This is a genomic window from Arcicella sp. (assembly GCF_964672035.1).
In genome coordinates this window covers 1-19390 of sequence record NZ_CBABQS010000057.1, presented here as the reverse complement: position 1 = coordinate 19390, position 19390 = coordinate 1, and the positions used below count along the sequence as shown (strand labels likewise).

The 19390-nt window shown below is 33.8% G+C and carries 19 protein-coding genes and 1 tRNA gene; 11 read left to right on the top strand and 9 right to left on the bottom strand.

Annotated elements, in window-relative coordinates:
• Positions 1–12: 12 nt before the first annotated feature.
• The 8 genes from AC1W31_RS14580 (at position 13) to AC1W31_RS14545 (ending at position 8377) form a co-directional block, all read left to right on the top strand.
• Entirely contained in the window at positions 13–2109 is a 2097-nt protein-coding gene (locus tag AC1W31_RS14580) for a glycosyltransferase family 39 protein (protein WP_481735203.1), read from the top strand.
• A 1-nt stretch (position 2110) separates the two neighbouring features.
• The gene (locus AC1W31_RS14575; RefSeq protein WP_481735202.1) at positions 2111–2809 is read left to right on the top strand and encodes a WbqC family protein; all 699 of its coding nucleotides are present in this window, start codon (positions 2111–2113) and stop codon (positions 2807–2809) included.
• Between the two features lie 64 nt (positions 2810–2873).
• Positions 2874–3533: an acetyltransferase gene (locus tag AC1W31_RS14570; RefSeq protein WP_481735201.1), complete on the top strand. Its 660-nt coding sequence runs from the start codon at positions 2874–2876 to the stop codon at positions 3531–3533.
• A 3-nt stretch (positions 3534–3536) separates the two neighbouring features.
• Positions 3537–4406 (top strand): class I SAM-dependent methyltransferase, encoded by an 870-nt coding sequence (locus AC1W31_RS14565; RefSeq protein ID WP_481735200.1) that lies wholly within the window; start codon positions 3537–3539, stop codon positions 4404–4406.
• A gap of 102 nt (positions 4407–4508) precedes the next feature.
• Positions 4509–5447 carry a glycoside hydrolase family protein gene (locus AC1W31_RS14560; protein ID WP_481735212.1) on the top strand — a complete coding sequence of 313 codons (939 nt, stop codon included), beginning with the start codon at positions 4509–4511 and terminating at the stop codon, positions 5445–5447.
• 78 nt (positions 5448–5525) lie between these two features.
• Positions 5526–6341 carry a phytanoyl-CoA dioxygenase family protein gene (locus AC1W31_RS14555; protein WP_481735199.1) on the top strand — a complete coding sequence of 272 codons (816 nt, stop codon included), beginning with the start codon at positions 5526–5528 and terminating at the stop codon, positions 6339–6341.
• A gap of 183 nt (positions 6342–6524) precedes the next feature.
• The gene (locus AC1W31_RS14550; RefSeq protein ID WP_481735198.1) at positions 6525–7391 is read left to right on the top strand and encodes an alpha/beta hydrolase fold domain-containing protein; all 867 of its coding nucleotides are present in this window, start codon (positions 6525–6527) and stop codon (positions 7389–7391) included.
• 14 nt (positions 7392–7405) lie between these two features.
• Complete coding sequence (locus tag AC1W31_RS14545; RefSeq protein WP_481735197.1) at positions 7406–8377, top strand: glycosyltransferase family 2 protein; 972 nt, start codon at positions 7406–7408, stop codon at positions 8375–8377.
• 61 nt (positions 8378–8438) lie between these two features.
• On the opposite strand, the gene AC1W31_RS14540 is transcribed toward AC1W31_RS14545, so the two are convergent.
• Positions 8439–9704 carry an asparagine synthetase B gene (locus AC1W31_RS14540; RefSeq protein WP_481735196.1) on the bottom strand — a complete coding sequence of 422 codons (1266 nt, stop codon included), beginning with the start codon at positions 9702–9704 and terminating at the stop codon, positions 8439–8441.
• Between the two features lie 205 nt (positions 9705–9909).
• Between AC1W31_RS14540 and AC1W31_RS14535 the strand changes: the two genes are divergently transcribed.
• The 3 genes from AC1W31_RS14535 to AC1W31_RS14525 all read left to right on the top strand — a co-directional run bounded on the left by AC1W31_RS14535 (position 9910) and on the right by AC1W31_RS14525 (position 12902).
• Positions 9910–11151 carry an ABC transporter permease gene (locus AC1W31_RS14535; protein WP_481735195.1) on the top strand — a complete coding sequence of 414 codons (1242 nt, stop codon included), beginning with the start codon at positions 9910–9912 and terminating at the stop codon, positions 11149–11151.
• 137 nt (positions 11152–11288) lie between these two features.
• Positions 11289–11372: transfer RNA gene (locus AC1W31_RS14530), tRNA-Leu, on the top strand.
• A gap of 1311 nt (positions 11373–12683) precedes the next feature.
• Positions 12684–12902 carry a hypothetical protein gene (locus AC1W31_RS14525; protein WP_481735194.1) on the top strand — a complete coding sequence of 73 codons (219 nt, stop codon included), beginning with the start codon at positions 12684–12686 and terminating at the stop codon, positions 12900–12902.
• A gap of 50 nt (positions 12903–12952) precedes the next feature.
• On the opposite strand, the gene AC1W31_RS14520 is transcribed toward AC1W31_RS14525, so the two are convergent.
• The 8 genes from AC1W31_RS14520 to AC1W31_RS14485 all read right to left on the bottom strand — a co-directional run bounded on the left by AC1W31_RS14520 (position 12953) and on the right by AC1W31_RS14485 (position 19158).
• On the bottom strand, positions 12953–13192 hold the full coding sequence (locus AC1W31_RS14520) for a hypothetical protein (protein ID WP_481735193.1): 240 nt from the start codon (positions 13190–13192) through the stop codon (positions 12953–12955).
• Positions 13193–13438: 246 nt separating this feature from the next.
• Positions 13439–13768, bottom strand: a complete 330-nt coding sequence (locus tag AC1W31_RS14515) for a hypothetical protein (RefSeq protein ID WP_481735192.1) — start codon at positions 13766–13768, stop codon at positions 13439–13441.
• Entirely contained in the window at positions 13743–15062 is a 1320-nt protein-coding gene (locus tag AC1W31_RS14510) for a hypothetical protein (RefSeq protein ID WP_481735191.1), read from the bottom strand. The genes AC1W31_RS14515 and AC1W31_RS14510 overlap by 26 nt, the downstream gene beginning before the upstream one ends.
• A 29-nt stretch (positions 15063–15091) precedes the next feature.
• Positions 15092–15532, bottom strand: coding sequence for a hypothetical protein (locus tag AC1W31_RS14505; protein WP_481735190.1), 441 nt, complete (start codon positions 15530–15532; stop codon positions 15092–15094).
• A gap of 9 nt (positions 15533–15541) precedes the next feature.
• Positions 15542–15850 (bottom strand): hypothetical protein, encoded by a 309-nt coding sequence (locus AC1W31_RS14500; protein ID WP_481735189.1) that lies wholly within the window; start codon positions 15848–15850, stop codon positions 15542–15544.
• A gap of 114 nt (positions 15851–15964) precedes the next feature.
• A complete protein-coding gene (locus AC1W31_RS14495) occupies positions 15965–17197 on the bottom strand; it encodes a hypothetical protein (protein ID WP_481735188.1) in 1233 nt (410 codons plus the stop codon).
• Between the two features lie 73 nt (positions 17198–17270).
• Positions 17271–18536, bottom strand: a complete 1266-nt coding sequence (locus AC1W31_RS14490) for a tyrosine-type recombinase/integrase (protein ID WP_481735187.1) — start codon at positions 18534–18536, stop codon at positions 17271–17273.
• A gap of 394 nt (positions 18537–18930) precedes the next feature.
• A complete protein-coding gene (locus AC1W31_RS14485) occupies positions 18931–19158 on the bottom strand; it encodes a DUF3098 domain-containing protein (protein WP_481735186.1) in 228 nt (75 codons plus the stop codon).
• Positions 19159–19390 lie beyond the last annotated feature (232 nt).

The following is a 19390-nucleotide window of genomic DNA, read 5'->3' as shown; positions in this document are numbered from 1 at the left end:
TTCTACCCAATATTGTTTCTTATATTCATCGGTTTTGTAGTCCGTGTTGCGGCAAGGGTGTGCAGAAAATCGTTAATTGACATTATTATTACCGCTTTCGTTGTCTTTTGTGGGAGTGTAATTTTTACAGGATTTGTCCTTTCAGAAGTTGATAAACTGAACGATAGAAGATTTTGGGCTTGGGGTGTTTTTATCCCTGCATTCGTATTTTATATACTTTTTGCTAAGTTTTTTGCCAGAGATAGGCGTGAAAACTTCACCTTTTTTGAAATAATTGGTAGCAGAATTCAATTGGTTTGGAACTGGTTTGGAAATCTCTCTTTATTCTTGAAATTAGTTTTCGGTGGATTATTTGTAACCTTCGGAATTGTTGAAATTACCAATTTATTACTCATCGTATACACGCCCCCAAACGAATGGGATAGTATGACGGGACACCTAAATCGTTTGCTTTATTACCTCCAACATGGTTCAATGGCACATTTTGGGGGAACAAATTGGAATATTGATACTTACCCAAAAAGTATTTGTACAATACAGATTTACAATTACTTAATGTCAGGAAAAGGTGAAAATTGGTTCAAAGCCATTCATCATTCAGCTTATTTGATTACGGGATTCGGAGCATTTGGTATTGGTAGAAGCATCAGTAATAACTTTTCGGCTGGCGTTTTTTGTGCCTTAGTCATGTGGCTCTTGCCCAATGTTTTAATGCAATCCATCACCACGGAAACGGATGTTGTTTTGGCTTCGTATTTAACATGCTTGGTCTATTTCCTTTTTACTTATCGTGAAAAACTTTGGCGAAGATATTTATATCTGGCAGGACTAACTTTTGGAATAGCTTTGGGACATAAAATTACTTTCTTATTTTCGCTTCCTCCCCTATTTTTTATCATCATGTACACCGTATTTTATGAGGAAAATTGGCGTAGAGTGATTGATTTAAAAAAACCAACGTTTAGTCCTCAAAAGCAATTTGAAAGAATAATAGATAATTCAACCATATTTTGGTTAATCTTTGCTCGATTTAAACATTTATTTTTAGGTTTGTTAATCGGGATTTGCCTCTTTGCTTTACCAACTGGTTACCTCACAAATCTCAAAGTTTATGGAGACCCAATTGGTCCACCAACTGCCTTAAAACACCAATCTTTCCAACGTGCAGGAACGAAGAAAAACTTATTGATACAGGGTTCAAGAAATGTCATACGCTATACGATTGATATGGTAAATTTAGATGGTTTACGGAACTGGAATGTTGGAGAAGAATTGAATGATTTAATGAAAAAACCAATCATTAAGTTAGAAAGAAAGAGTAATTTGAAGTTAGAGGCAACAACTGATTACACAATTATACCTTTTACTTATAAAAAAAGATTTGAGTTTTTTAATGCAAATCCATATTTAGGTATTTTTGGTTTTTCTTTGATTTTACCCCTAATTTTACTCGTATTATTAGGCATTATCAGAAAAGGGAAAGCGTATTATATCTTGGCTATTGCCTTCATATTGCACTTTTTAGCCTTAGCTTTCACCGCAGCTTATGACCCTTGGAAAGGTCGCTATATGATTAGTACTGCAGTCTATGCCGTTCCATTTTTATCCCTGCTTTTCACGAATTGGGATGTGAATACTTGTAAATTTAGTTTTTTGAAATTGTATTTAGGAATTGTAGTCTTAATAGGCTCATTATCAGCAATTTTAGCCGTTTATTTGAATGAAAGATGCCTTCCGATTGCAACAATGGGCAGACCATCAGCTTTTGATACTGAAAGAATTGCTTTACAAACTTGGGCAAGACCAGATATTACGCCTGCCTATCAAAAATACAATCAGCTTGTTCCTCAAAATGCACACGTTGCTTTGGCTACGATTAATGATGACTACGAATATCCATTGTGGGGGGATAAAAAATTAACTCGAAAATTGTACGTTGTGAATCCTTTTGAAAAAGGAGTTCAACCATTTCCGAGAGAAGCTGAATATCTATTTTTCGATAAAAGTGTCATTAAGCCTCAAAAAGGGGATATTCGTTTAGGGACAGATACTACGTTAACGAATTTGATTGTGAAAGGTGAGGATTATTATTTAAGAAAATTGAAGTAAAATGAAAATTGGAATCATGCAGCCCTATATATTTCCGTACATCGGATATTTTCAATTAATCAATGCCGTTGATAAATTTGTGATATACGATGATGTGAATTTTATTAACAAAGGCTGGATTAATAGAAATAGAATACTGAATAACGGAAAAGACAGTTTATTTTCAATTCCGCTGAAAGAAGCAAGCCAAAACAAATTAATTAACGAAATTGAAGTAAATTGGGATGCTAATTGGAAAAGTAAATTTTTAAAAACGCTTGAACAGTGCTACAAAAAAGCCCCTTTTTATCAAGAAGTATTAACCATTGTCGAGCAAACTTTATACGTTGACAACGAGCCTATTTCAAAAGTAATTGAGCATAATTTGAGATTGATTTGTCATTATTTAGATATTAAAACTGAAATCGTTTCAAGTTCAGCTAATTATCAAAATATGCATCTAAAGGCACAAGAAAGGATTTTGGATATTTGTTTACAAGAAAAAGCGACGCAATATATTAACCCAATTGGTGGATTAGAACTTTATGATAAAGTTTTTTTTGAAGAAAAGAATATCAAAATGAATTTCATTAAATCAAATCCAGTCGAATATCCACAATTCAAAAATGAGTTTGTACCGTGCCTTTCGATGATTGATGTATTAATGTTTAATTCAAAAGAGAAAATTAAGGAATTTTTAAATAATTATGATTTAGTTTAGGTTTTCAACTTATCATTTTCTGATAACTGATAGCGGTACGCCGCCCGACTAATAACTGAGACACATGGCAAAAGTAGTAGTTTTCGGAACGGAATTAGTGGCTGAATTAGCCCATTATTACCTCACCCACGATTCTGAACATGAGATTGTGGCGTTTACGGTGAATCAAGAATATATCAAAGAACCTACATTCTGTGGGATTCAAGTAGTGCCTTTTGAGGAAGTTACCACACTCTTCCCTCCTACTGAATATAAATTTTTCGCTCCATTATCTGAACGAAAAATGAATATGGTTCGGGCAAAAGTTTATCAAGAAGCTAAAGATAAAGGATACGATTTTATCTCTTACATTAGTTCAAAAGCCACCGTTCTGACTGATAAAATCGGAGAGAATTGTTTTATTTTGGAAGACAATACCATCCAACCTTTCGTTACGATTGGCAATGATGTTGTTTTATGGTCAGGTAATCACATTGGACATCATTCTGTCATAAAAGACCACGTTTATTTTACTTCTCACATCGTTTTATCGGGTCGTTGTGTGGTTGAACCCTACTGTTTTATTGGGGTAAATGCCACAATCAGAGACGGTGTAACGTTAGCAGAAGGCACTTTGATTGCGATGGGAACAAATTTTACTGGTAAAAAATCTGACGAATGGAGTATTTATAAAGGCAATCCAGCAGAAAAAGCAAAAGTTTCGAGTAAAGACATTAATTTGTAAAATATGAATAATTACGAACAAAATTTTATTTGCCCTAAAACTAAGACAAAACTTATTTTGTCAGAAGATGGCAAAACACTTCACAATACCTCTTCTGATGAACCAATCAGCTATGAAATTGATGATATTCTTGATTTAACTTATCCCAAAGAGCTTTTTGAGCAGGATAGAAAAGAACGGGTTGCGTATGATGATGCTTTTCAGCGTTATGACCGTGGCGTTACTTGGGTTTTTGAATCATTGAATTCTGATGAACAAGTGAATCGTCAGAAAATGTGTGATTTATTGCACCTTAAACCTGGCATGAAAATTTTGGAAGTTGGCGCAGGAACTGGTAAGGATTCTGAATTAATTATCAAAGCAATTGCCCCAAATGGAGAAGCATATCTTTCAGATTTATCTCCTAAAATGTTGCAATTAGCAAAGCAACGTCTTAATCCAGACGGTGTTACGGTTAATTATTTCATTGCAAACGGAACATATTTGCCTTTCGAGGACAATACTTTCGATGCCGTTTTTCATTTCGGAGGAATCAATACTTTTGCGGAAAGAAAAGAAGCATTTGAAGAATTTAGTCGAGTCGCAAAAGTAGGTGCAAGAATTGTAGTGGGTGATGAAAGCGTACCTTCTTGGTTACGTAATGAGCCTACATACAAAACTTTAATGAAAGCAAATCCAATGTTTGCCGATGAAGTGCCTTTGCAAGATTTACCAAAAAACATTGAAAATTTTGAATTACACTGGATATTCGGTTTTGGGTATTATGTAATGGGATATAATAAATCAGCTATCAATCCGGAAGTAAATGTTAATCTGCAAATTCCTGGAAAAGATTTTGAAGATAATTGGAGATTGAGAGCGGAGAAGAAATAAATAGCTTTGAGCTTTGAGCCATGAGTTTTGAGTTTTGAGAGATATTTAAATCTCATGGCTCATGGCTCAAAGCTCAAAGCTCATGGCTCAAAGCTAAAAATTATGTGGATTAAAAAAGGAGTAGTTTATAAACCAGACGGTTCGTTGGCACATAGCCTTTCGCACGCACAAGTACCGTTTGCCTACAAACATAAAGATTTTTTGAGAGTCTATTTTTCGTCAAGAGATGCACAGGGACAGTCACGCCCAACATTCATTGATGTTGATTACGAAGACCCAACCAAAGTTTTGTACGTTCACGATAAACCTGTTTTAGAATTAGGTGGACCGGGCGAATACGACGAAACGGGCGCTATGCCCGCTTGGTTTGTGGATATGCCCAATGGTGATATTTGGTTATATTACACAGGTTGGAACAGAACTCATAACTCTTACAGGCTCTCAATGGGCTTGTCGGTAAGTTCGGATGGAGGTTTGACATTCAGGAAAATGTTCAAAGGACCCATCATGGATAGGTCAATTCAAAACCCGATTTGGGCGGCTCAACCTTCCGTAATGTTCGACAATGGCATTTGGAGAATGTGGTACATTTCAGGACAAAAATGTGAGTATATTCATGGCTATCCAGAACCATTTTATGATTGTCGTTATGCAGAATCAAAAGATGGTATTAATTGGACTCCAACGGGTGATGTAGTTTTACCATTCGATGATTTTTTGAATGCAGTTGGTCGTCCAAGTGTTTTCAAAGAAGGAGATATTTACAAAATGTATTATTCATATCGTAACGCTGTTGATTATCGTACAAATCGTGACCAAAGTTATAGAATGGGCTATGCAGAATCAAAAGATGGGATTGCTTGGGAGCGAAAAGATGATTTAGTGGGTATTGCAAAATCAGAAAATAAGGGCGATTTTGATTATGAAATGATAAATTATGCCCATTATTATGAACATAATGGCGATAAATTCTTGTTACATAATGGAAATGGTTTTGGTGCATCAGGATTTGCTTACGCTAAATGGCAAGATTTAATTTAATTCCTGATAAATATCATTCAACCCAGATGCTCAGTTGACTACATTTGCCAATAATTAATCAACATTAACGATAAGGTTATGATATATTCAAAAGAACAATTTAATAAAGACGGATTTTTAATTCTGAAAAACTTTTTCGACAAAGAAATTTTACGAGAAATCTACACTGATGCTCGTCAATTATTTGCCGTTCAGATAAAAAGAATTCTTGGTAAAACCGTTGATATTAATAATCGCAATGAATTTGAGCAAGCAATGTTTGATTTTTTTGAGAAAGATTTTAACGCCTTTGTCAATACAGGAAAACAAACGCAACATTTAATTTCAATGCACCGCTTGGGAACTGACGAAAAGATTTTGAGTCTTTTGAAAGATTTAGGCTACGAATTCCCTACAATTGCCGTTCGGCCTGCCATGCAATTCAACAGTCGTCATTTATCAAAAGGGGGTAGCCACTGGAAATTAGGAGCTCATCAAGACTGGAGAACTGGACAGGGGTCTTTGGATAGCGTCGTGCTTTGGTTTCCATTGGTAGATTGTGGCGAAGACTTAGGTTCATTACAAATCATACCTGCAAGTCACACAAATGGGTTAATGAAAGCTGATACGACGGGTTATTTGGGCAGTATTCAAGAGGAAATTCCCGAAGAAAAATATGTACAAACCGAATTTGAAGAAGGTGATTTATTAATTTTCTCGGCCTTCTTAATTCACCGCTCAGGAAATAATATAACCCAAAATATTCGTTGGTCTATTCAATTACGATATAATAATATTGCCGAAGAAACCTTCCAAGAAAGAGGTTTTCCAATGCCCTATATTTATAAACCAGAAGAAAATCTGGTTACGCCCGATTTTCCACTGAAAGAACAATTAGAAAGTGTATTTTCTTAAAATAAAAAAATCCTGTAAGCGTTACTTACAGGATTTTTGTTTTAGGAAAATTTCATCAAAAGTACCATATACTCTTTTATGCCTACAAATAAATCCGAAAACAATTGATTTCGTATATTTATGTAGTGGAACGTTTTTTGTGTTACATTCAGTCAATAATATGTATTGTCACTAACTCATTCAATGAAATACTTACTTTTTTTTTCAACTTTATGCTTCTTAATATCATGTAAAGGGGATTTAGATTTAATTATTCCCGAAACTGCAGCAGGCACAAGTGTTCCTGGTGAAGCGCCTCTTATATACCAAGAAAAATTAGACCAAACTTATGGAAAAAATATTCTTCAAAATTATGATTTGTATTTGCCTTCCACCCGAAATACAAGAAATCCTGTAATTGTTTTACTGCATCAGGGAGCTTGGCGTAGTGGCGACAAATCAGCCATAAATTCTATCGTGAAAAGATTTATTGATAAACGAGTTAACTGCGCCATCGTGAATGCAAATTATCGGCTCACCTCTTCCATTGGAATTACTTATACAGAGCAAATTCAAGATATTAATAGTTTGTTGATTAAACTGAAAAGTGATGCTCAAACCTTAAATATTTCGAGCAATTTTCTTTTGGTGGGTATTAGCGCAGGAGGGCATTTAGCAATGCTTTACGCCAACAGCCCACTTGGCGACAAATTGGCTGCTGGTGTAGCAGGAATTGTGCCCCCAGTCAACCTTACCTCCCCGTCCATGTACAATGGAGAAATAAAAGCTGATGTGGAAAAATTGATTGGAAAGCCATTTTCAACGTCTCCAGAAGAATATTTTGAAGCAAGTCCTATTTTTCAATTTACCCAAGGAAGTATACCTGTGATTGTTTTTTTCGGAGGAAAAGACCTCACCGTTCCTGTTGATCAAGCTGAAATTTGCAAAAAAATGTTTACCGCCAGCAGAATAAAAAATGAGTTTTATTTTTATCCAAATGAAACACACGATTGGAGTCAGTATGATGATACTATCAATAAAATTATTACTTTTGCATCAAAAAATTTGTAATATTATTATTTAGCATGGTAAAAGTTAGTGTAATTGTTCATACCTATAATCACGAAAATTATATTCGTCAAACCCTTGATAGTATTCTAAATCAGCAAGTAAATTTTGAGTTTGAAGTAATTATCGGCGATGATGCTTCTCCAGATTCCACGCCAAAAATTATTAAAGAATATCAAGCAAAATTTCCAACTATCATCAAACCATTGCTTCACCCTAAAAATTTAGGTGGATATGGAAAAGGCAATACATTAGCTACATTGGCAGTTTGTCAAGGGCAATATATTGCAGCAATGGATGGCGACGATTATTGGACAAATCCTTTGAAACTGCAAAAGCAAGTTGATTTTTTAGACAAAAACCCCGATTTTGTGGCTTGTTTTCACAATGCACTGATTCATTTTGAGGATGGTTCACATCCTGATATGTACGTAAATGATGATGAACAAAGGGTAGTGACGACCATTGAAGACTTAGTGGGTGAAGATGAAATTTGGTACATGGCCACCTCAGCCGTTATGTTCAGAAACGGAATAATTAAAGAATACCCGCAATGGTTCCACGATTCTAAAAGTGGCGATATTCCAAGATATATTCTTTTGGGAAAATATGGTAAGTTCTTTTATATCAATGAGGTAATGTCTGTATATAGAAAAAATGGAGGGGGAATGAGTTTTACGGATGGTAAGCAAGATGCAGATTTTTTATTTAATAGAATTGGAATGTATCAAGGCATTGATCAAGAATTAAACTATAAATTTCATCAAAAAATTAATAAAAATATTGCTCGGTATTATTTGATGCTGGCAAATTCAATTCAATATGGCGATGACTTTTTCAAAAGTCGTTATTTTGCTTTAAAATCATTAAAATTATCAAGTCCAAATTCAAATGAACATCTCAAAAATGTACTTCAAAAATATATTATTCCGCATAGATTCATGAAAATTTATGCCAATACGAAAGGTACATTAGAAAAACTATTTTAATCAAAAAGTCCTCTAAGTTATTTCTGAGAGGACTTTTTGATTAAAATATTAAGAGAATATTTTATGTCTTTTGCTTCTTTTTCTTAGCCGCTGGAAATAGCACATTATTCAAAATCAAACGATAACCTGGTGAATTTGGATGAAGGTTCAAATCGGTTGGTTCTTCATTAACAAAATGTCTATAATCTTCTGGGTCATGGCCTGCATAAAAACTAAAAAAGCCTTTCAGAAATGTTCCATAAACATATCGAGCTTCATTCAACGAACGATTTTCACCTAAAATCGTTACTTCTGGTTTCAAAACAGATTTTTTATAGGAGGTAGTTTGTCCCATAAAACCATGAATAGTAGTCTCATGATTTTGGGTAAGCATCGTAGGAATTGGGTCGTATTTTGCCGAGAATTGAAATAAACTAAAATAATCATTTTCCTCAGAAACGGGTCTCGATTCATTCGGATATGCTTCAATACTTGAAAATTCTATTACCTGCGGATGATAGACCAAATTGAAATTTTGAAAAGCAAAAGTTTTAGTAAAATCCAATTTCGAATCTGCGTTCGGGTCATAACCATCTCCATCATAGTAAGCATCCACAATATCAATACCATCCGCAGCCAAAGCGATATCGTAAGTGTCCGTAGCGGTACACATCGCAAACATATATCCTCCGCCTGCAACAAACTCTTGAATTTTCTTGGCAACTGCTAATTTCAATTTGGAAACCTTCTCAAAGCCAAATTTAGCGGCATTTTTCTTATCTTCACGCAACTGCGCTTGGTACCACGGCTGTCCGCTTTGATTGGCAAATTTACCCATCTGACCCGTAAAATCTTCATGATGAAGGTGCAACCAATCATATTCAGGCAACTTAGAATTCATCACTTCATCATCAAAAATCAAATCATAAGGGATTTCTGCATAAGTCATGGCTAAGGTAACTGCATCATCCCAAGGTTGAGCGGTTTTAGGTGAATATACTGCTACACGAGGCGGTTTTTGCAATTTTACAACATCCATATTGGCATCTGGACTCGTAACTTCTGCTCTAATTTGAGCGGCTTCACCTTCTGAAATTACTTGATAACTTACGCCTCTAATGGTTAACTCATTTTCAAATTTTTGTGCCTGCGGAAACATAAATGCACCACCACGATAATTTAAAAGCCATTCAACTTCTGTATCATGTGTTTTCAAAATCCAATAGGCGATTCCGTACGATTTTAGATGATTTTTTTGCGTATCATCCATCGGAATCAAGATTTGTGAAGCAAATAAACGCCCTGAAGATATCAAAAATATGATAAACGGAAATATTAACCTTTTCATTGGAGTATTTTTTTTCATTATGTAAACTAAATTTGTTCCTAATTCAACTAATAACTATTATGTTGTTCTCTAAGTAAAAATAAACGATAAGAATTAACTGGAATTATCATTCAACGTAATTATTACAAATATAGTGCTAATTCTATTTTTAGAATAACGTAATAATTTTTACCGATAATTGTTTTTCGAAAACTGTAATAAAAATATGAATATTTTAGAAAATATACGAGAGGCACTTCGCTCAATAAAAGCAAATTTACTCAGAACAATATTAACATCTTTAATTATTGCCATCGGTGTAACTTCATTAGTAGGTTGCTTAACGATTATAGACGGGATTCAAAGTTCAGTTAATAATAGTTTTGCTGGGCTTGGTGCCAATGCTTTTGATGTAAGAAATCGTGATATTTATAAAATTAGAAAAGGTGGTGAACAAGAAAAAAGATACCCTGCCATTGATTACCATGAAGCAAGATTATACAAGGAAAAATTTGGCCATTCCGCTATCATCGGGCTGAAAGTTAATGTAACATTTAATGCTGAAGTAAAATACGAATCCAAAAAAACGAATCCAAATACCAGAATTATGGGAACGGACGAGAATTATTTGGACATAAAAGCATTTAAAGTTGCCTCTGGTAGAGTATTTTCAAACAGTGACCTTGAAAATGGAACAAATGTCTGTATTCTGGGAGTAGATGTAATTAGTCAACTATTTGATAAAAATATCAATCCAATGGACAAAGAAGTTACTATTTTAGGTCAAAAAATGAAGGTAATTGGACTCTTAGAGAAAAAAGGGAGTATGATGGGAGGAGGAGACGATAGAGTAATTTTTGTCCCATTAGAAACAGGCAGGAAAATGGCAGTGGGAAGAAGTCTTACTTTTGATATCGTAACTTCTGTACCCAATATAAACGATTTAGAAAATGTAATTGAAGAAGCCCGTGGTGTAATGCGTACAGTCAGACAAGATGCAATTGGTATGCCAGATTCATTTTCAATAGAACGTTCTGATTCATTGGCAAAACAGTCAGAAAGTATTACAGATATATTAAGAATAGCAGGGTTTGGCATTGGTTTTATTACTTTATTAGGTGCTGCAATTGCCTTAATGAATATAATGTTAGTATCGGTTACTGAAAGAACCCAAGAGATTGGAATTCGGAAATCTTTGGGAGCAACACCTTATCTAATACGATTACAATTTCTTATGGAAGCCATCGTAATTTGCCTATTGGGAGGCATTGGAGGAATATTTTTTGCCATAATCATTGGAAATCTTTTTGCTCAACTTTTAATGGGAAATTCAGCCAGTTTTATCATTCCATGGGTTTGGATGTCTTTAGGCATAACTGTCTGTGTTGGAGTTGGATTATTTTCAGGAATTTATCCAGCATACAAGGCTTCTAAACTTGACCCAATAGAATCACTGCGATATGAGTAAAAATATTTAATAGCGAACTCCTTAGTATTCAGAAACTTAGCGATTTCACAATAAAAACTTTGATTTTTTTCAAAACACGAGGTTGTAAAGTCCAATTCTATCCTCTATCTTTGTAACAGCTAAAAGCCAAATTAAATGCCCGGATGGCGGAATTGGTAGACGCGCTGGTCTCAAACACCAGTGTCTTCATTGGCATGCCGGTTCGACTCCGGCTCCGGGTACTCCGTAAAGTCCTAACTACTTAATTATCAAGTAGTTAGGACTTTTACTTTGTATAGTGGTTACGCATTTGGTTACGTATTTTCAATTACTTATACTCTCCTCCTTCACATTCAGGCACAAAAAAGAGGTCGTTAAACCTCTACTTTCAATCACTTCTAAGATAGTTGTCATACTAACTAATTTTCTAATCCGAATTAATCTATTCAAAAGGTAAGGTTTAGTAAGGTTTTCATGTACGCATGAACAGATAGTCGAAAAGTCAATTCTATACGTGTGAACAGATAGTGGCAAATTCAGTGCTTCGTATGCGTGAAATGATTTAAGAAAATTCGGCGCATCCGTATGCGTGAACAGATACCCGTATACTTTTCATCTACGCACGTGTACAGATACTAAGATATTATGTTTCGGTCATTTTTAGATTCTTTTATCAATAGGACAAACAAAAAAAACGCTCGCCAATTTTGACGAGCGAATAATCTACATTTTCTTCAAACCCCAAATCTTATATTTTTGATTCTAAACGATTATTTACCAATTCCACAACAAAATGCACATCTTGTTAAATATATTCTAACACAATCAAAGTATTGGTACAAATTTTACATTTTATCGTATTTCCATCGTATTTAATTTAGTCCCTTGCTCCGATTCTACCAAAGTGAGATTTTTGCACCTTGCACCGTTTATGCACCATTTAATTTTACCTTTTGCACCTGTTATGCACCTGTTAATTTTACTTTTCACCGTTGTTTCACCGTTGTTATTGTACTGCTTCTTCACTGTTTCCTCGCTGTTATTTCAGTTTTCCATATACCCCAAAAGGTTAGGTTTGGTAAGGTTTTTGGGGTTGTCGGTTTATCCCTTTTTTTAGCTTGTTCAAAGTTTCGATAAAAACGGGAAAAGTCGTTTTCATAAAATGGTCTATCCCTTTTTTTAGAGTGTTCAAATTGTCCAGTTTCAGGCATTTTCTCGAATTTATCTCGAATATATTTACAGTCAAAAAGTTAAGTTTAGTTAAGTTTTCATGTCTAAAATGTAAGGTTTTGTAAGGTTTTGGCATCAAAAAGGTAAGGTTTAGTGAGGTTTACAAAACTTGACACCCTATAAAAGAAAATGTTAGCAAAGGTTAGCAATTGAGCGGATTAAAACCTTTGAAAATGTGGGGTTTAACGGGAAGAATTTTTCGCTCGTTAAGTTTCGTTAGATTCTAACTTATTACAGGGCTAAATTTTTAGCTCTGTAATTTGACTACGATAATTTTCCCAGTGAGATTTTCTAACTTATTATAGGGCAAAACATGAGGTTTTATGAGGTTCTTGCGTGCGTGCGTTATGACTGCAACAAAATCAGTAAATGTACTTTTCTCACGCACGCACGTAGTGACCTATAAAAAATCTTCAATTCAATCTATTCTTACTTTTACACCCGTGAACAGACCTCCAAATACTCAATGCTACACACATGAACAGACCTCCAAAAACTCATTCTTTCCTTTGCTCCAAATCATCGGAGTTAGAAGTCCCTAAACTCATTATTACCAACAAAATCATTCCTAAAATTTCCATGATGATAAGGGTTAAAAGTTTTGTTTCATTATTGGGAATATTCCAGTTTCTTGTTTTACCTCAATACAGGCATCTAAAACGTTGTCGTCCATCATCATATCATCTAAGGATTTATAACCCATACATAGGGCGAAATGGTGGGCATCAACCGATATTTCATCAGTAAAAACGTTCTTTAAAAATTGTACTGCCTTTCCTTCAAATTCACCTTCCCAAATCTCATGCGTTGGGGTGGTCTTTATTAATTCCATTCTTATTTTGGTTTTATTTACAGGAAAATTTTCTGTAAAGTGTCAGTTAAAAAGATTATTTATCTAAAACAATTCCAAATAGACAAAATCTATTCTTTAATTTTAAATATAGAATTTATCTATTACACGCATGAACAGACCTCCGAAAAGTCCACTTTAACCGTCTTATTCAAATCATACGCACGTGAACAGATAGGGCGAAAACTTTAAAGGGTACGTTTTTAAAACGCACCCCTCAATAATTCCCTAAACTACTTCTTTGGTCGGTTCAACTTTATCAGGATTATTAATCTTTAAAAGTTGCTCCTGGAGATGATTCATTCGTCCGTTATTGTGAGCCATAAATAAATCATCCAATAGTTCGTTTAGTGAGTAGTCCAACATTCTAAACCTATCCGTGCAGTCGTTAGTCTTGAAACTTTCTGAATGAAAAAACTCCGCAAATACTTCTCTCAAACTTTCCTTGATACCTACAAAATAATCATTCTGTGAAGTCATATCTACCAAATAATCGGGAAACTTTACGTTCTCAATTGTATAATCTTGTTTTTCAATTTTTAATGATGCTGTTGCCATGTTGTTTGTTTTTTTTGTGTTTATAATTTTTTTTCAATTTTCTGTTAATCCATTCGTTTTGTTGGGCGGATAACTTCAAAGTTCCCGAAACATCAAATAATGGATATTCCATATTTACCGATTTAGCGTATTTCGTTCTGAAATTATTTATCGGATTGTTCAACTCATTTCTTTCAACTCTCCTAAATTCACAATCGAAACTGTGATACGTTTTTCTTATCCCAATTGGCTTACCACACCCCGAACACCAGTTTCTTTTTAGCTTTTCGGGTTGCTCAATGTTACCGTTTTCTTGAAAGGAATTATTTAGCGTATAGCTTAAGCCTAAATACTCGACATTTTCCGTTTTTTCAGCATCATTTTTAACTGTTAAATCATCGTTAAGAGTTGCTAAATACTCGACATTTTCAACTGATAAATTGCTCTCAATCCGTGGCGAAGGGTTGCATAATTCAATACATTTTTCTCTGATTAATTGAGCCGCTATACTTTGAAAATCTATTCCAGTACGATATTTTTTGATAACATCTTGAAAGCTAATTTTCAAACGTTCTATTTTTTTCCATTCCGCTTGCGTGTTTTTCTTCGGCTTCCATTTCTCTTTATTGATTCCACGTAAATAAATCTTTTCGTCTTTATTCTCAATTAAACTTTCATCAATAGAGTTATCCTGAAACAAAATTTCTTCAAAGGTCTGTATTAGTATCTTGCTTAATGGTTCGTAAATGTCAAGGTTTAAGAGGTCGGCAAAGTATCTAATGTTTATCCCTTTATTCCTCAAAAATTGCATCGTGCCAACTCTAATTTCAAAACGAAGTACATTATAGGGTAAATCATATTGTAGCCCCTTATCGTAGGCTTTAATGATATATTGCGAATGCACGCAAGTATAATAATGACTTTTATTTTTATGCCTTCTTTTATCTAATACAAATGGTTCTCCTTTGTGAACTAACATATTATCCAATATCAACTTTGGAGGGAAAGGGGTTATAATATTCACCGCAAACTCTAAAACATTTATTTCTGAACTATAAGAATCAAACTTTATTTTGTCCTCAACATCGCAAACAACGCCCGAAACATCGTAGATATTAAAATCATTGTGATTCTGCAATCCTCCATTAAAATTCTTATGTAATGACCCTTCAAACTCTACTCTACCGTACTTCTTGACTAATCCAAAATTCATATAATTGCCTGACCCTGCCACTTCGCAACCGCTTTTGTCCATCTTGGTAGTTTTCCAACTTTCCAACAAATAGGGGTTTTTACTGATTGTGTCAATATCCATATCCAGGCGTTTACTTTTGACATTATCTATCATATAAACATTTCGTGTTGCGTTCCAACGGGTTGCAATGGAACAGGATTAGATACTACTGCCATCGGTTCGACCATTCTAAACGGTTTTAACTGCCATAGGTGGTTTGGCATCCCATAAAATCCGTCTCTCATCTCATTGAGTTTTATTGCATATCCACTTTGAAGTAAATCCGTTAATCTCGCCTTTACGGTGGTTTCTTGCGTTATTTCTGACATGATACCACCTTCAACTAAATATTTCCTTATTTCGCAACTTGTAAACTTATCATTGGGGAATATCTGTAAAAAGGTTAAAATCTTTTCTGCTTGCGTATTAGCATTTTTAAAGGCTTTTTTTAATTCCTCTCCTTTTAAGTGAATGCTATTATAAAAATTAGCTTTACTTTTGTCACCGTTGCTCACTCCCGAGCCGTGGGTAAAATCTTGGTTGTCTATCATGGATTTTACCTATTTTTTTGTTCTGTCTACGAATTTTCCTGACTGCATCAATTCAGAATATTTATAGAAAATTTTATTTCCCATTTTGTAACCTTTGATGATTCCAGCAACCTCCCAAGCCCACATAGTCGGATCAGAAACTTTACCGCAAATTTCCTTTGCTTCGGCTCGACTTACATAACGGTCTGGGGCTTCGGGTGTTCCGGTCTGAACCTTGCTATATTTTTTAACTTCATCTTTCACAATTTCCTTGAAATTTGTAAGAAAGGTATCATAGCTAACACCTTGAATTTGTACGACTTGACTATCTGATAACATATCTTTATTTTTAAGTTCGTCACAAACTAAGGCACAAAAAAAACGACCTCAAAGGGTCGTTAGGGTACTTGGTAAGCATTGGTAAAGATTGGTAAGCATTGGTAAAAAATATCGTTAATCTACATAAGTAAATGGCAAAGTTTTAGTTTCAAACGCATTAAGTAGCCTTATAATTTCTTGTTCTTTTAATTCAATTTCAGGTGTTGAACGTACTCTTACAGTATCTGAAATTGACAATTTTATCCCAAATATTCTTATCAATTCATCTACTGATTTTGCAATGGGTAACTTAAAATGTTTTCTCATTATAACTACAAAAACCCTAATTATAGTGTTGTTCCCAATTGACAAATAAGTACCATTTTTATCTATCATTTTAAAAAATAACATATAATTCCAAATCTCAATCTTATCTTCAATATCGCTTCCAAACAATTTATCAAATTCAATACATGGGTTTATATCTTTCACAAAATCAATTATTTCATCTTTTTTACTCTCCTCCACTTTGGAGAAGACGGTATCAATAGATAATGTTTGATGTGGCGTAATGTCGATTAAAGTTTGCTGTTTGTCTTTGGCTTTCTCTATGTTATTATCAATATTATCTAATTTATCTATTACGTGTTCCGCTAAAAGTTCTTCTATAGTAGTTTCAGGCAAATTAAAAGGATTTATTCCACAGTCAATTAAATAACGTGCAAAATCTTTTATCCTTGGAATTAATCCAAATTTTTTATTGAAAACACCTTTTTGACTATCTAAAATTTCATTAATATCAGAATCTATAATACATCTTTCATAACAAAGAAAGTATAAATTTAGAGAAACTTTCTTGAGAATATCGAGTGCTAACTTAGGATTAAAGTCGCTAATACATTCAATTAAAATATTAAATTTAGGAGTTTTTAAAAAAATAACATCATTTAAGCAATCATGTAAATTTAATTTTAATGTTGATTTATTTAACATCCTTTTTTTTTGGACTTCGAGACCTTTTTTATTAAAAGAGACTATACGATTTTCTAAATATGTATAAATTTCTCCCTTTTTAGTCAATGCAAATTCACAATGAATTAAAATTATATTTACCCATTTATCCTTTAGGTATATAATATTTGATTCAGTTTTTTCAGTTTCAATATATTGTTCAATAAATACATCAACCATCATTCTAAAACGACATTTTAAAGGCAAATCTCCTTCTTTAAAAATATAGTTAATTACCTGTATTTTGTTTAGTGAGCGTTTACTTTGTTTTATACTAAAAATTTCGTTCAAAATAATAATTAGATTATCTATCAAGATAAAATCTAATTTTGAATCATTTACTTTATTATCTTCCATCAAATTATCATTTACGCCCTATCCTAATATCTTGGTCGGTATGGATAGGGCAATTTGTTAAACTATTAATTTATTAATTTTCATGTTCTGCCAACATATCCATAAAGTCGCTATTGTCAAGTTTTAGGTACTTGCGGAAATTTTTCTCGGTTGTGTGTCCGGTGGCTTTCATAATGATACTACTTTCTACTTTATCCCGGTAAAGGTTCGTAGCAAAGGAACGCCTCCCGGTGTGGGTCGTGACTTGCTCCCATTTCTCAAAATATTCAATTTGTTGCCCCCCTCCTATCGTGGAGGTCGTTTTAACCTTTTCATTGATTCCTGCCAATTGGCACAACTCTTTTAAATAGGCATTAATCTTTTGCTCTGAAATTATTGGTAGTTCGTTATTGTACTTGGTAATAATATCCTTAACAATCGGACGTAGTGGCGTTGTGGCGGTGGCTTTTGTCTTGGTTTGGGTAATTTCTATGTAGGCATTGTCCTTGCCTGTCATCTTAATATTATCAAGATTTACTTGATACCAATCCGATACCCTAAACCCGGTGTTCAATCCAATCAAAAACAAATCACGAACTTTGTCAAGTCTTGGATTAGCGGATAAATCGAGTTGTTCTATTTTGGCAATCTCATTTTTATTCAAGTAAACATCAACCGGGTTTTCAGTCAGTATTTTAGCATCGTCCAATAGGTTGTCTTTGTCGTCCCATAATTTCACCTTTTTAGCTTCTCTCAAAAACACAATCAAATATTTCTGATACGAGCCAACGGTATTTATTTTGTATTTCTTGACCATTGTAAGGTAATGGATATATTCCTGCCAAAACTTACGATTAAGTCCCTGAAAGGTAATAGGCTCCTCCGTGTAGGCTTCATACTCTTTCAGTCCACTAAAACCCGTTCCATAGTTTTTAATGGTGCGTTCTGCCATTTTCATACCGTCATTCAATTTTTTACCGGTCTTACAGTCATCAACGAAAGTTTTGATAAAATCGAAAAAGGAAATTTTTATTTCTTTGGTAGGGTTTAGGTAATTATCCAATTCAGCTTTCAAGATGTTCTTGGTTAATTCCGTGGGTGGGTCTGTCAGTTGGAAACGTTGGGCGGTGTAATTGATAAATTTCTCAATGTTATCGAGTTTAGTATTTATCAAGTCCCGGTTAGGGTGCGGATTAGAAAGGACGTGTTTAACCCTTGTATTTTTGAAGTTCCAATAATCAGGGGCAATTTTTAAACCTGTTGAATAGATTAGTTGGTCTTTACCAAACTTATAACCTGCATAAATTACTTGTGGCGTTTTAGCCTTAACTTTACGAAGTCTAAAAAATGCGTTAGCCATTGCGTTTTTGATTAAAATTTATTTCTGTAATTCGACACTACAAATATAAAGGTTTTTTAATCGGTTGCGCAAATGGTTACGCACTTTTAGTTAATATAGCTTAATATAGCTTAATGCACTTTAATAAGATTTTCATTAAAAAGTGCCTTCATTTAGTAATTTAACGGTTTTTAGTGCCTTTTTAGCTACTGTAACACACTATTAAATTAGGTAGGTTCGACAACGGCTCCGGGTACTATCAGACCTGACATTTATCAAAATGTCAGGTTTTTTTCATTATCTAATAATTTAAAACCCTTATTTTGTAAAAAACTATACAATTACAATGTCCTAAAATTCATAAAAAAGGCTTTCTAATTAATCTGGAAAGCCTTTTTATTAAACAGAATAGCAATTATGCTTTCTTCAAAATCGCAAAGAATTCTAAAGAAAACCCTGATAAAACAATGATTGGTCCAAGTGTTATACCTAAAAAACCAAAGCCAAATTCGGTTTTATCAAGACTCATCACAAAGAATCCTATTAAAATAATAGCTATTCCTGCTAACATCAATGTGTAATTTGTTTTTCCAAAAGGAAGAGCCTCTTTATTACTGAGGGAAGATTTTTCTTTATTTGACATTTTATTTTAAATATTTATTTTCGAGAAATTCTCTAATACGATTAATCAATCAGGTTGAACGCATTTAAAAATGCAATTTTGAGTTTAAAATCAATGAATAGTACAATTTTATAACTGTAATTTTGCCAGAAATAATAAATTGATGAAAATTTGAATCTGGTTTTAGGTTTATGTTAACATAAATACTTCATTTTTAGGTTTTATCTTAAATTGAATCTTTTTTCATTATCCA